The following is a 12332-nucleotide window of genomic DNA, read 5'->3' as shown; positions in this document are numbered from 1 at the left end:
GACCGATACCGGATCTTGTACGAGTGAGAGCACTTCGACCACCGCGACCGCGGATGCTCACACTCCTTGAAAAACGACCCCATCCCACGAACCAACGAACCCGACAACGAGATCAAACAACCTTTCCAGAATTCAGCAAAGGAAGGAGCTGACGATTTGAGCCCGCAAGACGGACCGCACTAATTCACCCGCTCATCACTTGTTGCTGCTTCACCCAGGATTCAACTTCTGAAACCCTGAATCGAATCTTGGAATTTGGACCCGGTCCGAACCTGTAGATCGCCAATCCCGAGCGCTGGGCGTTCTTATACAACCAAGAGACGGACACATTCAGATACTCGGCCGTTTCCCTGATATCCATAAAATGCCCCATCATGGCCTGTCACGACTCCATTCGCATACCGTTTCGGCCGCGCCAAGCGGCCTTTGACAAGTAGCGTTAGGTTAATTCCATAACCCGACTAGATGCCGGGCGCGATCAGCGTCAATACTCCGCAGGATCGCCGGTTTGGCCAACCGGCGATCGTCGGCTATGTTGCGCTGCTCCCGGCCGGACCGAGTCCTCGACCGCCGCCCAGCTAATCAGCCAGTAAGCCTTCAAGCTGAACCCTGTACGGCAGCAATACGCGCGGCCTTCCTGACGTCGTCCGCCTGTTGCAGCGCCGCCTTGAACCTGCGAGGGGCTGAGGTCAGCCGGAGAGAACGACGGTGGCGTGCAGTGATGCGTCAGTTCTTGACTAGGACGGTGGCAACGCGGAGTTGACCCACGCTGCATGGAAGGCAACGCGGTCGAACTGGTCGGCGAGTCCAGGCCGAGCCGGTTCAAGCGGTCTTCGTGTGCTTCGTGGCTGGGGGTTGGAAGGATCTCGACAAGGAACGCGTAGCCTCAGAAGTCTCCGCCGCCCTGGGAGGGCAAGCCCGGCGGCAGGTGAGGCAACGTGGTTGCTGAGGTGAACTCGTAATGCCGTCTCGGCGCTCAGGCTGCTCTGCCGGTCTCTGCCAGGATGCCAACTGCGAGGTGGCTGCGGTACTGGATGTGCCGTAGGCCGAGCCGGATATGCTGGACGAGGTGTTCCGAGGTACTGAAAGCGACGTTGGAAAGCCAGCCGCGTCGCAGGAGGGACCGGATCCGCTCGACCGGATGGCGTCGGAAGCGCAGGGCGGCAGGTAGTAGATGCTCAGCCAGTCCCGGGCCGTCGCACACCGCCGCAGCTCGGCGACTTTGTGGAGTGGTCCCAGACGAGCACGATCGGGACGCCGGGCTGCCCGCTGCGGTCAGCATGTTCCAGTAACGCGACAGGAACAGAGTCGGCGCTTGCCCTCGGTACTGACTGAGCGCAGACCGGCAGCAGTAATTCCGAGTACTGCTACCGCCTTGCCCGCGCTTGCAGCGCGGGAATCTCAGCGATTTTTCCTTCATCGAGGTGATCCCAGAGGATTCCTCCGGGCCTTCGCGGCGAAGTGCACTGAATGACGTCTTCCGGTGTGATCACCAGGTCGACGTTCACGTCGTGATCCGTAACCGGGATGGGGGTGTCGATCACCTGTAGCGAGTGAACGGTGGTGACGACCAGCGTCTCTGCTCCCACGAGCCCCGCCTCCGTGAGCAGCGCGAACTCCAGGTCCGAGTAACCGGCCCCCTTACCGATACGGGCACCATCCCGATTGACGGCCACACTCCCCAGGACCACAACATCCACCGGCCGCAGGGCGTCGACCTCGACAGTAGGTGCGATCGTGGCCGCTACCTTGCTGCTCGCTGCCTCGATCGACGGCACGTCCAGGACGGCGGGATCGAGCAGGTAGAACGGCTTGGCGGAGGCCAGCTTCGGCACGGCCATGTAGACGAGCTTGCCCTCCTCCAAGGCGCGTGCTCGTACTGGCAGCTGGGCCTTGTCCGGCACGGCCTTGACGACTCCGGCCTTCTTCCAGCGCTCCAGTTCAGCCAGCCTGGCGGCGGCTTCCTCCGATCCGCGGAAGTTGGGGATGCGGCCGTGGGCGGTGTCGTCGTACACGGCGCCGGCCGCGTCGAGCGCGTTCCACACCTGGGCCCGTACGAGTTGCTTGGCATCGTCTTGCATCGCTGACACCCAGGTTCTCCTCACTCCTACGCCGTCGTCATGAGAGCGAACAGCCGGTCGTGGACGTCGGCGACGATTCGCTCGTTCCGCCAGGGCCCCAGCTCGCGCGCGGCCCCGAAGACCACATTCAGCCCTCCACCGCCCCGTGTCCTCTCCAACTCGGTGATGGCCTCGGCCAGCGTAGCCACGGCCCCGTCGATCTCGCCCTGCCGGATATAGGCGAGCGTAAGGTTTCCCAGCACGATCGCGCGTGACTTCCGACGATCTTGCAGCTCTGTGGCCGTCGTCTCAAGGAACTTCTGCGCACGCCGGTGCTGTCCCAGTGAGAGGTAGCACGACCCTGCCAAGCGGCCGAACTGAGTCGAGGACACGAGATCGGCGGCCGCGTCCATCCCGTCAGTCTGTTCCAGCTGCTGCTGGGCCTGGGCAAGAGCCTTCTCGCAGTCGCTCGCCTCGCCGAGCATGGCGTGCGCCTCCCCGGCATGGAGGAGTGCCAGTCCGGTGACGGCTGGGCTGGTGGTCCGGGCTGTGTTGGCTGCCTGCAGGGCCAAGTCCAGGCCGCTTCGCGGGTCTTGGGCGCCGTAGAGCTCGACGTAGCACGTCCTCAGGAGTGCGCGTCCTTCGAGGGTGTGATCTCGCAGCCGCCGGGCGACACCGACACTCTCGTCGTAGAAGCCACGTGCTGTGGCGTGGTCCCGCCTCTGTGAAGCGTCCCAGACGAGTTGTCCCATGAGTGTGAGCACATCCGCACGGAGAGCCAGAAGCTCTCTCTCCGCGCGGCCACGCGGGCCCTTCCGTGCCATGAGGGTGATCAGGCTGAGCTGCTCTCCCCCCTTCGCCAGCAAGCTCGCCGACGGGGCCTGATCATAGGAGGCCGCGAGCTCGTCGTACTCGCGCCGGAGCTCTGCCACAGACGTGAGGTCAACCTGGGCAGTGCCGGAGCGCGTCGGTTCGTGAAGCGCGGGGCGCCCAGGGGATGGGCCAGTCTCCCGCTGCAACAGTTCGACGACTTCGGTGACCGAGACCCCGAGTGTCTCGGCGAGGCGTTGACGCATCCACGGCTGTGGGGACGCCGTTCCCGCCTCCCAGCGCACGACAGTGGATCGATCCACGCCGAGGTGTTCGGCCAGGCCCTCCTGCGTCAGGCCCATCGCTTGGCGCCGCTGGGCAAGCCTCTGCCGTCTGCGTGCCATGTCACAGCCCCCGTATTCCTTCAACGTCCAGGACGCGGCAGACACCCAGGTCATGCCCGTCGATGCCACATGGATGCATCACCGGCGCATCAATTCTGCTCTGGAAGCGCAGGAGTTGGCCCGGTTGTCTGGAGTTCCACATTCCAGACGAAGAAGGACCATGACGGTGTTGGGCCCACGTGCTGATGCCTGCGAGCGCGCCATCAGGTCAGGCCGCCATCTCGCAGCGCATGCGATCCAGAGCCTGCGCAGCGGTGTCGTGGATCTCGGGCAGGCGGCCCGTGGCCGTTCGCATGATGCGCTGAAGCTGGTGCGGAAGCCTCTGCACCGCCGCCTCCCGCACCGCGATGTCCAAAGACTCCATCGCGCCGCTGCGGTCGTCGGCAAGCAGCTGCACGTGCGCGACCGTCACCAGCTCGATCACCCGCCACTGGGGCGCGACCGTCGTTGTGGGCACCGGGCTGTGCTCGACCAGCCGTATGGCCGTGTCCACCTGTCCAGTGGCGATCAGTCCCCGGAGCCGGATCTCATGCAGCGAGAAAGGATTGAACAGACTGGTGTGGTCCACCGAGGAGAGCAGGTCTTCCGTCTCGCGCATCACTCGGCCGAACAGCTCCGCGTTGCCCAACGCGCCGGCCGCCCGGGCCAGCAGCGGCAGAACGGCGGCACGGTTGTCGTCGTCCGGCGCGAGGGCAGCGGCGCGGCACAGACGTTCTACGGCTGCACCGACGAGGCGTGCCTTGCGCAGTTCGTTCCCGTGCATTCGCAGTGCGTACGACGTCAGCGCCGGCTCCTCGAAGTACTCCACGAGATCCAGGCTCTTGGCGGTCCAACGGGCAGCCGTCCTCAGTCTCTCTTCCGGGAGGACGTTGCCCAGCGCGACGCCGAGCCCTACCCGGGCACGGGCGAGCAGATGGAGTACCTCTCGCTCGGTATGCCCCTCCTCGACACGGGCTTCGAGCCGGGCGACCAGCGGCCAGAGCTCGGAGACGGCCTCCGCTGCGTGTCCGGACTGCCTGGCGATCTCGGCGAGCCGAACGGTGGACTCGCCGAACTGCACCATGGCCCGGTGGTCGGTGTCGGCCACGTCCGTGACTCCGAGGACGTGCGGCGGCAGGCGCAGGTACTCGCAGACACGGCGCCGGGAGCCTACGTCGTCCAAGCTGCGCTTCCCGAGTTCAAGCGCGGAGATGTAGGTCTTGTCGTAGCCGAGGAGTTCACCGAGCTCGGTCTGGTTCAGTCTGTGCACCCGCCTGTAGAAGCGCAGGATGGGAGCCAGATCCCCTGTCGCCAGTACGAGTTCGGCCTGCGGTGTCGCCCAGTGCCACTGGGCGTGCTCAGCCGTCGGGCGGGATCCAGTGGCTTCACGGCTTGGGCCTGTGGCGGACTCTCCCCCGACCATGGCTGGCTACATCCGCTCGTAGTCGTCCAGGCCGACGGCGTCGCGGCGGTACCACATGGCCACGGCCCGCTTGTAGCCCTCTGGCATGTTGAGAGTCGCTACTTCCTCGGCGGCGAACATGCCGAGTTGCTTGTGCTCCTGGCTGACGACGGGCGGTTGGTCGGGTGTGAGCACCGTGCAGCCATAGGTGACGATCAGGACCTTCCGGCCGGGGATGGGCTCGTAGATCCACACGCCTCCGTCGATCAGAGGCCCGGCTTTCACCACCCAGCCGGTCTCTTCGCGGATCTCTCGTTCCACCGCCAACTCGGGGCTGTTATCGGTGGGCACAGCGCCGTCGGAGTTCCCGATCTCCAGGCGCCCGCCGGGCAGTTCCCACTCCTCGCGCTCGTTCTTGAGCAACAGCACGCGATGCTGCGCGTCGAGGGCAACGCCCTTCACGGAGACAGGCCACAGGGGCGGCGTGTACGTCATCGCGGTCCTCGTCCTGGGGTGGGTGATCCCGGCTCCCGGAACGTAGCACGGTGCGCACAACGTGTGCCTGAGCCGGGCGATTTACCCGAGTCGACAATCAGTCGCTTTACCGGGGCCTCGGCGACTTCCAGTCTGTCCGCACAGAAGCCGATCTAAGGAGCACGTCGATGCGCGTTGCCCCCGCTCGCTCCGCGACGCTCTTCGCGTCCCACTACGTTGACGTCCGGGCACCGCACGCTGCCGATGCGTGCGCTGCCCGGCTCCAGGACACTGGTCTGGTGACCGTCGACGGGCTCATGTCCCGTCAGGCGGTGCTCGCCTTCGCCGAACAGTTGATGCGGATCGCACCGCACCCCCACAGCGGCCCCGACGGGCTCACCGCCATCTACGACACGGGCACCCATGCGCACCGCGTCGGCTTCGCCGGACTCGGTCACGGCGAGCTGGAGGCGCACACGGAACGCGCCGGCGTGCCCCATCCGCCGCGGCTGATGCTGCTCGTCTGCCTGCGCCCCGCCGACGACGGCGGTGAAGTGCTGCTGGCCGACGGGCACGATGCCCTCGCCAGCCTGTGCGCCGCCGGGCGGGACGCAGCCGTCGTGCTCTCCAAGCCCCGGACTGCCTACTTCGGCGCGGGCGCCGGACACCCCTCTCAGGTTTTCACCGTCCATGCCGGCGGACGTGTATCCATCCGTCTCCGGCAGGACGGCCTGGCTCGGTGGAGCCCGATCGTCCACCCCTACCTGCCGTTTCTCAGGCGCGCGATCACAGGATGCCAGCGGCGCATGCGCCTCGAGCCGGGCCAGGGATACGTCCTGGACAACCACCGCTGGCTGCACGCCCGGGCCGCCTTCTCCGGCGACCGTCTGTGCCTGCGTGCCCTTGGAGACCCGCTGGTCCCCACGCAGGCGGGCTTCACGCCGGACTCCATCGGAATCTCCCTGCCCAAGACCAACGACGTCGTTTGACAACTTCCGATCTCGCAATCCATCGCCAACTGTCCCCGGCCGCTACGGCGGCCCCCAAGCCGTCCCCGGAGTCGCGGGGCATACGGAGATCCACACGATGAAACGCCTTTCGCGTATCGAGCAGTACGGCCTGATCGGCGACATGCAGACCAGCACCCACGTCTGCGACGACGGTTCGATCGACTGGCTGTGCCTGCCCCGCTTCGACGCGCCGGCCGTCTTCGCCGGCCTGCTCGGCACGCAGAAACACGGCACCTGGCGGATCGCTCCGGCCGCGCATGCTGACCGGTCCGGCTCCGGAGTGGTCGCCGAGCGCCGGTACTGCGGTGACTCGGGGCGGCTGGATGACATCCCGGTTCTGCACAAGCTGCTCGGGCACGAGATGACGCATCTGGCCCAAAATGCGGCCAGCGACGGCGCGGTGTGGGCAGCGCAGGACAGCTACTTCCCGGCCCAGCGCGGCATTGCGGACCGGGACTATCCGTTCCCGGTCGAGGTCACGCCTACTGGGTCGATCGGCAGATCACCACCAAGCTCTTCGGGCATCCGGTGTCGACCGACGAGGCCAGTGCCCATGCCTCCGACCGCTGCCTCAAACTCCATGCGAGTCCGATGCACGCCAGGGCCGTCGAGCAGCAGCGCCCGGCCACCGACAGCGTGGCCCGCGTGATCGACACACGAGGCCTCGACACCTTCAACCGGGTGTGGACCGACCCCACTTTGGTGCCGACGAAGGCAGAGACGGGCACGCCGGATCTCTGGCAACGACGCTTCGGATGAGGAGCTGCGTGCCCCGCAGTGTGCCTCTGGACCTCGCTGTGGAGGGCGTGGAACCTACGCCCTTCCCGGCATCGCGAAGACCGCAACAGATGAGTGAAGACCCAGGGTCGCAGCTCGTTCGAGCCGCCCTTCCCCCACTGACGAGGTTCCCCATGCCTGACAGTGCGTTCCCGCTACGTCCGGTCCCGGCCGGCCACCACAGACGGCGGCCACCAACCATCGACGCGCTTGCCCTGCATCATGTCCGCCGCGCCGTGGCCCTGCCCCTGCTGCTGCTTGCCGCGCTGCTGGGAGCTGCCTTCACCGTCTGGTCGACGTCCGCGATAGGTTCCGGCTGGCTCCTGCTCGGCCTCGTCTGCGGGCTGGCCGGCATCGCGCTGGTGGCGGACCGTGGAGCACGCACGGCAGCAGGAACGGCGCAGGCAGTCGTGGAGGAGGCCCGGGCAGCGGCGCTGACAGCGGTCACCGGGGCAGCGGCGGCCGTCGCGAAGTCGGTGCAGTGGTCGGCGGACGAGCTCTGCCGCGGAGGACGCCCGCCGCTGCCGGACATGCAGACGCCGCAGCCGGCCAGTCCGAACACCGAGATCGGCAAGGCGTTGAGTGCACTCCAGGTGCAGGCCATCGCCTCTCTGATACGCGTGCACGACGAGTCCCAGTCCGTCGTCCTGTTGGAGGTGCTGCGCCGTCTGGCCATGCGCGAGCACGCCCTGGTCGGCAAGGCACTTCAGGCACTGAGCCAGCTGGAGATGCTGACCGACGACCCGGAGCTGCTGGCCAAGATCTTCGAGATCGATCACCTTGTGACCCGGATGCGTCGCCAGGTCGAGAGCACGGCGGTGCTGGGCGGGCAGTCCCTGCGCAGCGTGCGCCGGCCTGTTCCCGTCGCGACGGCGCTGCGCGGCGCGGTCTCGGAGGTCGTGCAGTATCCGCGTGTGGCCGTCGCGGCCGGGTCGGTGGGCGCCCAGCTGGGTCTCCCCGGCCATGTGGGTCCGGACCTGACGCACCTGCTGGCCGAGCTGATCGAGAACGCCTGTGAGTGTTCCGATCCGGCGACGAAGGTGATGGTGCGGGCGCAGCGGGTGGCGAACGGGCTGGCGATCGAGGTCGAGGACCGGGCCATCCCCATGCATCCGCAGACGCGCGCACAGATGAACCGGCTCCTCAAAGCCCCCGACGAGGTCGACGTCAGCGGGCAGGTCCGAGCCGGCCAGCTCGGCTTGCTGGTCGCCGCGAAGATTGCCCAGTCACACGGGCTGTCCGTTCTCCTGCAGGAAAACGTGACGGGAGGCACCACCGCCCTGGTCGTCATTCCGGCACGGCTCCTGGTAGCGCTTCCCGCGATCGAGGACGCAGGCGCGCTGCCCAAGGAAGCCTGTCCCTCCACATCGCCGACGCGGCAGGTTGCCGCGCCTCCCACCATCCCGACGGCAGGCCCTGTCACACACTCCGGCACCTCAGGGGCCCCGGGAGCCACAGAGGCAGGTCACTCTGCTGATGCGCCTGCTCTTCCCACGCGTAGACGTCAGGTCGGCTCGTTCCGTCCACCGCGCGAGCGGGAGCAGGTCCCCGTGGCCGGGGCGACGCCAGGGCTTGCAGCCGCCTTCCGTAACGGCATCCAGGCTGGCGGGAGAGCCGGATCTCCCCCCGCATCGGCTGAGCAGCCCAAGCCCTGAGCCTCGCCCTTCCTTCCACATTTCCGGTGGCCCGTTACATCCGCTGGCACTTTCCCCTTTCTGGAGCGATCCCTATGAGCATGCACCCCGCGATGGACAACGTGACCAGCGACGCGCCCGCATCCGAGACGACAGCAAGCGGTCAACGGGACAACATGGCCTGGCTGCTGCGTCACTTCACCTCCGAGACTCCGGGCGTCACGCACGCCGTCCTGCTGTCGCGCGACGGACTGCGGCTGCTGGACAGCGACGTCGACAAGGACTGGGCGGACGAACTGTCGGCCGCGCTCAGCGGAGTGGCCTCCCTCGCGACGAACATCACCGGCCCCAGCCACAAGAAGAGGCCGGCCAGGCAAGTCATCATCGAGCGAGGCGACTGCCTGTTCTTTGTCCAGAGCGCCGGGTGCAGCGCAGCGTTCGAGGGCCATCCCGGCAACGAACGCGGTGAGGTGGACACGATCCTCGCCGTCATCGCCACCACGGACGCCGACGCGGGCACCGTCGGGTTCGAGATGGGGCGCCTCGTCCAGAAGTTCGCTCCTTACATGCAGATCCCCGTCCGCGTCGGCACGGGCGCTGAGGTCCGGTGACCGCACACGGCCGCTCGGCCGAGGAGTCGACGTTCGTGCGGACCTACACGCTGACGCGCGGGCGCACCAAGCCGCGGCACCTGCTGGGCCTGGAAACCGTGCTGGACGCCGGGCCGGGGCGACCCGGCCCGGGCCAGGCCGAGGAATGCGAAGACATCCTCACCCTGTGCCGAGAGCGCCGGCGTTCGGTGACCGAGCTGGCGGGCCGACTCGGCCGCCACGTCACCGCCGTCAAGATCCTCGTCTCGGACCTCTTGGACGCCGACGCCCTGGTCGTCTCCGTCGCCGATGCCTATGCCGCCTCCGACGCAGACGCGGATGAGCGTCCCACCACCCACCTATTGGCGGCCCTCTCTGTGGGCCTGAAGAGGAAGTGGCCCGATGCCATCGCCTACCCCCAGGCCGGATGACTCGACCGTGGCGCTGCGGAGTCCGTCGCGCCCGCAGGCCGGTGCACCGACTGTGCTGAAGATCGTGATTGCCGGGGGCTTCGGCGCGGGCAAGACCACCGCCGTTGGTGCCGTCAGCGAGATCACGCCGCTGACCACGGAGGAGTACTTGACCGAGGCGAGCGCGGACGTGGACAGCCTGGAAGGCGTCGAGGCCAAGCAGACCACCACGGTCGCCTTCGACTTCGGCCGCCTCAGCCTGCCGGACGCACCTGTGCCCCTGGAACTGTTCCTGTTCGGCACGCCCGGCCAGGACCGGTTCGTCGACCTCTGGTACGACCTCTCCCGCGGAGCGGTCGGCGCGGTCGTCCTGGTCGACACCCGCCGCCTGGAAAGCAGCTTCACCCCCGTCAGCTTCTTCGAAGACATCGGCCTGCCCTTCGTCGTCGCCATCAACCAGTTCGACGGAGCACACCGCTACCACCCCGAACAGGTCCGCACCGCCCTCGAACTCCCCACCTCTGCGCCGGTGGTCACCTGCGATGCCCGCGACCCGAACCACGTCGCCGGCGTTTTGCTGACCCTCGTCGGCCACGCCGTGAAGAACGCATCGGCAGGCCCCGCTCGCCCAGCAGCCACTACCACCCTCCAGGACGCCTGATGTCATATCAGCCCAACGACCCCTACCTCGTACCGCAGACCGCCCCAGCAACCCGGTCACTGCCGCGACGCAACATGCGAGACATCGCCCTTGCGCCGTCCGTCTCGGCCGACGTTGCCGTCACCGGCCCGCAGGACCAGCAGACGACCGAACTGGCTCGGCGGTATGAGCTGCTCGAGCGCCTGGGCGTGCCCACCGCTGCCCGCCAGGACTTCGACGAGCTGGCACGCGACATGGCCACGCAGGCCGGATTCCTGTACGGGTTCGTCAATCTCTTCCTGGAGGAGCAGACCTTCGTCGGGCTGCACCAGCCGCCCGCGGACAGCGGGTACGTCATCGTCGGCCGCACCATGAGCCGCGACCACGGCTGGTGCCCGGAGGTCATGGCCCGCAAGAAGGCACTCCCGCTGCACGACGTGCATGCCAGCCCGCGCTTCAGCGGCAACGACGTGGTCGACGCGGTCGGGATCCGCTCCTACTTCGGCGCACCGCTCATCCACGACAGCGGCACCGTGCTGGGCACGGTGTGCGTCATCGACCCCGAGAATCGGCCCCTGAGCGAGGCCCGACGGCTCAGAGACATCGTCATCAACGCCGGCGCCCAGGTGATGGACCACATCGCCCACGCGCCCGTCCGCTAGGCCGTTCCACCACCCCCACCCGGGAGCCGCAGGCGATCCCCGGCCGCTCCACTGTGCGACTTTCACCCAGGGAGAGGGAGACGACCATGCCCGCCACACCCACCACTCCGCCACCGGCGCTGCGTCCCTACCTCACCGCCCGCCACGAACTGCTGTGGGACGAGGCGGACGCCTTCGCGGAAGAGCACATCGCGCCGCGCGCCGCACGTATGGAGGCCGCTCCGGGCAGGGTGGAGCGCAAGGTCGCCGACCTGATGGCCGCACGGGGCTGGTTCGCCGTCACCGTCCCGGCCGCCTTCGGCGGTCTTGGCGCCGGCCATGTGGCCAAGACGGTCCTGGTCCACCGCATCGCGCGGGTCTCGGCGGCTGCCGCGGCCATCCTGCAGGCGACCCTCATCCCCGTCGGCGGGTTGTTGCACTTCGCCACTTATGAACAGAAGGGCCGCTGGCTGCCGCGGGTGGCGGACGGTTCACTTCTTTTGTCGATCGCCGTGACCGAACCGCGGGCCGGCGGACACATCGGCGGCATCGAAACCACAGCCGAACGCGCCGCCAATCAATGGGTGATCACCGGCAGCAAGGTCCACATCGGCAACAGTCATCTCGCGGGAGCCCACCTCGTCGTCGCCCGAACCGCCGAGGCCGGCGTAAGTACTTCCCAGGCGCTGACCGCGTTCATGGTCGAATCCGACCAACCCGGGGTCTCGATTTCCGACCACCGTCCCGGCCTCGGCCTGCACGGCTTCTCCGCCGGCCGCCTCGACCTCGACCAGGTCCGCGTCCCCGAGGACAACGTGGTCGGAGAGATCGGCCAGGGGCTGAGCGTGGCCCAGAGCAGCAGCATCCTGTACGGCCGTCCCAACCTGGCCGCGCTCAGCCTCGGGATCCACGAGGCGGTCGTGGCCACCACGACTGCCCGCCTCAAGGCGCGCGCCCGCTACCGGGGCGCCCTGTCCGATCTGCCGGTCCTGCGGGACCGCATCGGTGACATGGAGGCCCGCCTGCGCGCCGGACGAATCCTGGCCTACCAGTCCGTGCACCTCCTCGACCAGGGCCTGCCCTGCGATGCCGACCTGATCAACGCCAAGTATCTCGGCCACCAGTGGGCCATGCAGTCCACTCAGGACGCCATGGAACTGCACGGCGCCCACGCCCTCGACCGCGACTACGTCCTCCAGCGCCTGTGGCGCGACATCCAGCACACCTATCCACCGGCCGGAACCGGCGAAGTCCAGCGCATACGCCTGGCCGACGCCGCCTTCGACGAGGACCACATCCAGTGGTCCGAACGCCTCGCCGAAGCGGCCTGGGCACGACCCGACCCCACCGCCGCATGAGCCCCCGTGCGCGGCATCCCGTGAATCCAGACCGCCGCGCACGGGCCCGGGGGGCCGGAGCAAGGGCCCCGCGTGGGGCGGCGGTCTCCACTCCTCTGGGAGGGCCCTCCCCCCAAAAAGAGAAAAAAACGGAACCACACGTG

13 protein-coding genes and 2 pseudogenes are annotated in these 12332 nt (G+C 67.8%); 9 read left to right on the top strand and 6 right to left on the bottom strand.

Annotation, left to right across the window (positions count from 1 at the left end; translation table 11 throughout):
• Positions 1-184 precede the first annotated feature (184 nt).
• The 6 genes and pseudogenes from ACZ7EG_RS38125 to ACZ7EG_RS38100 all read right to left on the bottom strand — a co-directional run bounded on the left by ACZ7EG_RS38125 (position 185) and on the right by ACZ7EG_RS38100 (position 5150).
• Entirely contained in the window at positions 185-361 is a 177-nt protein-coding gene (locus tag ACZ7EG_RS38125; protein WP_471089124.1) for a helix-turn-helix domain-containing protein, read from the bottom strand.
• A gap of 615 nt (positions 362-976) precedes the next feature.
• A pseudogene (locus tag ACZ7EG_RS38120) lies at positions 977-1265 on the bottom strand (IS630 family transposase); the annotation flags it as partial.
• A 102-nt stretch (positions 1266-1367) separates the two neighbouring features.
• A complete protein-coding gene (locus ACZ7EG_RS38115; protein WP_471089122.1) occupies positions 1368-2081 on the bottom strand; it encodes a 5-formyltetrahydrofolate cyclo-ligase in 714 nt (237 codons plus the stop codon).
• Between the two features lie 26 nt (positions 2082-2107).
• Positions 2108-3274: a helix-turn-helix transcriptional regulator gene (locus tag ACZ7EG_RS38110; RefSeq protein ID WP_471089114.1), complete on the bottom strand. Its 1167-nt coding sequence runs from the start codon at positions 3272-3274 to the stop codon at positions 2108-2110.
• Between the two features lie 208 nt (positions 3275-3482).
• Entirely contained in the window at positions 3483-4523 is a 1041-nt protein-coding gene (locus ACZ7EG_RS38105) for a helix-turn-helix domain-containing protein (protein ID WP_471089112.1), read from the bottom strand.
• A 159-nt stretch (positions 4524-4682) separates the two neighbouring features.
• Positions 4683-5150: an NUDIX hydrolase gene (locus tag ACZ7EG_RS38100; RefSeq protein ID WP_471089110.1), complete on the bottom strand. Its 468-nt coding sequence runs from the start codon at positions 5148-5150 to the stop codon at positions 4683-4685.
• Positions 5151-5317: 167 nt separating this feature from the next.
• On the opposite strand from ACZ7EG_RS38100, the gene ACZ7EG_RS38095 reads away from it, so the two are divergent.
• The 9 genes and pseudogenes from ACZ7EG_RS38095 (at position 5318) to ACZ7EG_RS38055 (ending at position 12189) form a co-directional block, all read left to right on the top strand.
• Complete coding sequence (locus ACZ7EG_RS38095; RefSeq protein WP_471089108.1) at positions 5318-6118, top strand: TauD/TfdA family dioxygenase; 801 nt, start codon at positions 5318-5320, stop codon at positions 6116-6118.
• Between the two features lie 97 nt (positions 6119-6215).
• A pseudogene (locus ACZ7EG_RS38090) lies at positions 6216-6470 on the top strand (trehalase-like domain-containing protein); the annotation flags it as partial.
• A 260-nt stretch (positions 6471-6730) separates the two neighbouring features.
• Positions 6731-6898 (top strand): zinc-dependent metalloprotease, encoded by a 168-nt coding sequence (locus tag ACZ7EG_RS38085; protein WP_471089106.1) that lies wholly within the window; start codon positions 6731-6733, stop codon positions 6896-6898.
• Between the two features lie 152 nt (positions 6899-7050).
• The gene (locus ACZ7EG_RS38080) at positions 7051-8571 is read left to right on the top strand and encodes a sensor histidine kinase (protein WP_471089104.1); all 1521 of its coding nucleotides are present in this window, start codon (positions 7051-7053) and stop codon (positions 8569-8571) included.
• Between the two features lie 74 nt (positions 8572-8645).
• Complete coding sequence (locus ACZ7EG_RS38075; RefSeq protein WP_471089102.1) at positions 8646-9161, top strand: roadblock/LC7 domain-containing protein; 516 nt, start codon at positions 8646-8648, stop codon at positions 9159-9161.
• On the top strand, positions 9158-9571 hold the full coding sequence (locus ACZ7EG_RS38070) for a DUF742 domain-containing protein (RefSeq protein WP_471089100.1): 414 nt from the start codon (positions 9158-9160) through the stop codon (positions 9569-9571). The genes ACZ7EG_RS38075 and ACZ7EG_RS38070 overlap by 4 nt, the downstream gene beginning before the upstream one ends.
• A gap of 52 nt (positions 9572-9623) precedes the next feature.
• Positions 9624-10211: a GTP-binding protein gene (locus tag ACZ7EG_RS38065; RefSeq protein WP_423515564.1), complete on the top strand. Its 588-nt coding sequence runs from the start codon at positions 9624-9626 to the stop codon at positions 10209-10211.
• A complete protein-coding gene (locus tag ACZ7EG_RS38060) occupies positions 10211-10852 on the top strand; it encodes a GAF domain-containing protein (protein WP_471089097.1) in 642 nt (213 codons plus the stop codon). Before ACZ7EG_RS38065 ends, ACZ7EG_RS38060 begins: the two co-directional genes overlap by 1 nt.
• Positions 10853-10938: 86 nt before the next feature.
• A complete protein-coding gene (locus tag ACZ7EG_RS38055) occupies positions 10939-12189 on the top strand; it encodes an acyl-CoA dehydrogenase family protein (protein WP_471089095.1) in 1251 nt (416 codons plus the stop codon).
• Positions 12190-12332: the final 143 nt, after the last annotated feature.

The organism is Streptomyces sp. NPDC037100, assembly GCF_055606225.1.
This window is presented reverse-complemented; position numbering and strand designations above follow the sequence as displayed.

What these genes read in the sequence shown, in the direction of transcription:
- ACZ7EG_RS38125 (WP_471089124.1), bottom strand. Translation starts at nt 361, where the DNA reads ATGGATATCAGGGAAACGGCCGAGTATCTGAATGTGTCCGTCTCTTGG.
- ACZ7EG_RS38115 (WP_471089122.1), bottom strand. Translation starts at nt 2,081, where the DNA reads ATGCAAGACGATGCCAAGCAACTCGTACGGGCCCAGGTGTGGAACGCG.
- ACZ7EG_RS38110 (WP_471089114.1), bottom strand. Translation starts at nt 3,274, where the DNA reads ATGGCACGCAGACGGCAGAGGCTTGCCCAGCGGCGCCAAGCGATGGGC.
- ACZ7EG_RS38100 (WP_471089110.1), bottom strand. Translation starts at nt 5,150, where the DNA reads ATGACGTACACGCCGCCCCTGTGGCCTGTCTCCGTGAAGGGCGTTGCC.
- ACZ7EG_RS38095 (WP_471089108.1), top strand. Translation starts at nt 5,318, where the DNA reads ATGCGCGTTGCCCCCGCTCGCTCCGCGACGCTCTTCGCGTCCCACTAC.
- ACZ7EG_RS38085 (WP_471089106.1), top strand. Translation starts at nt 6,731, where the DNA reads ATGCACGCCAGGGCCGTCGAGCAGCAGCGCCCGGCCACCGACAGCGTG.
- ACZ7EG_RS38080 (WP_471089104.1), top strand. Translation starts at nt 7,051, where the DNA reads ATGCCTGACAGTGCGTTCCCGCTACGTCCGGTCCCGGCCGGCCACCAC.
- ACZ7EG_RS38075 (WP_471089102.1), top strand. Translation starts at nt 8,646, where the DNA reads ATGAGCATGCACCCCGCGATGGACAACGTGACCAGCGACGCGCCCGCA.
- ACZ7EG_RS38060 (WP_471089097.1), top strand. Translation starts at nt 10,211, where the DNA reads ATGTCATATCAGCCCAACGACCCCTACCTCGTACCGCAGACCGCCCCA.
- ACZ7EG_RS38055 (WP_471089095.1), top strand. Translation starts at nt 10,939, where the DNA reads ATGCCCGCCACACCCACCACTCCGCCACCGGCGCTGCGTCCCTACCTC.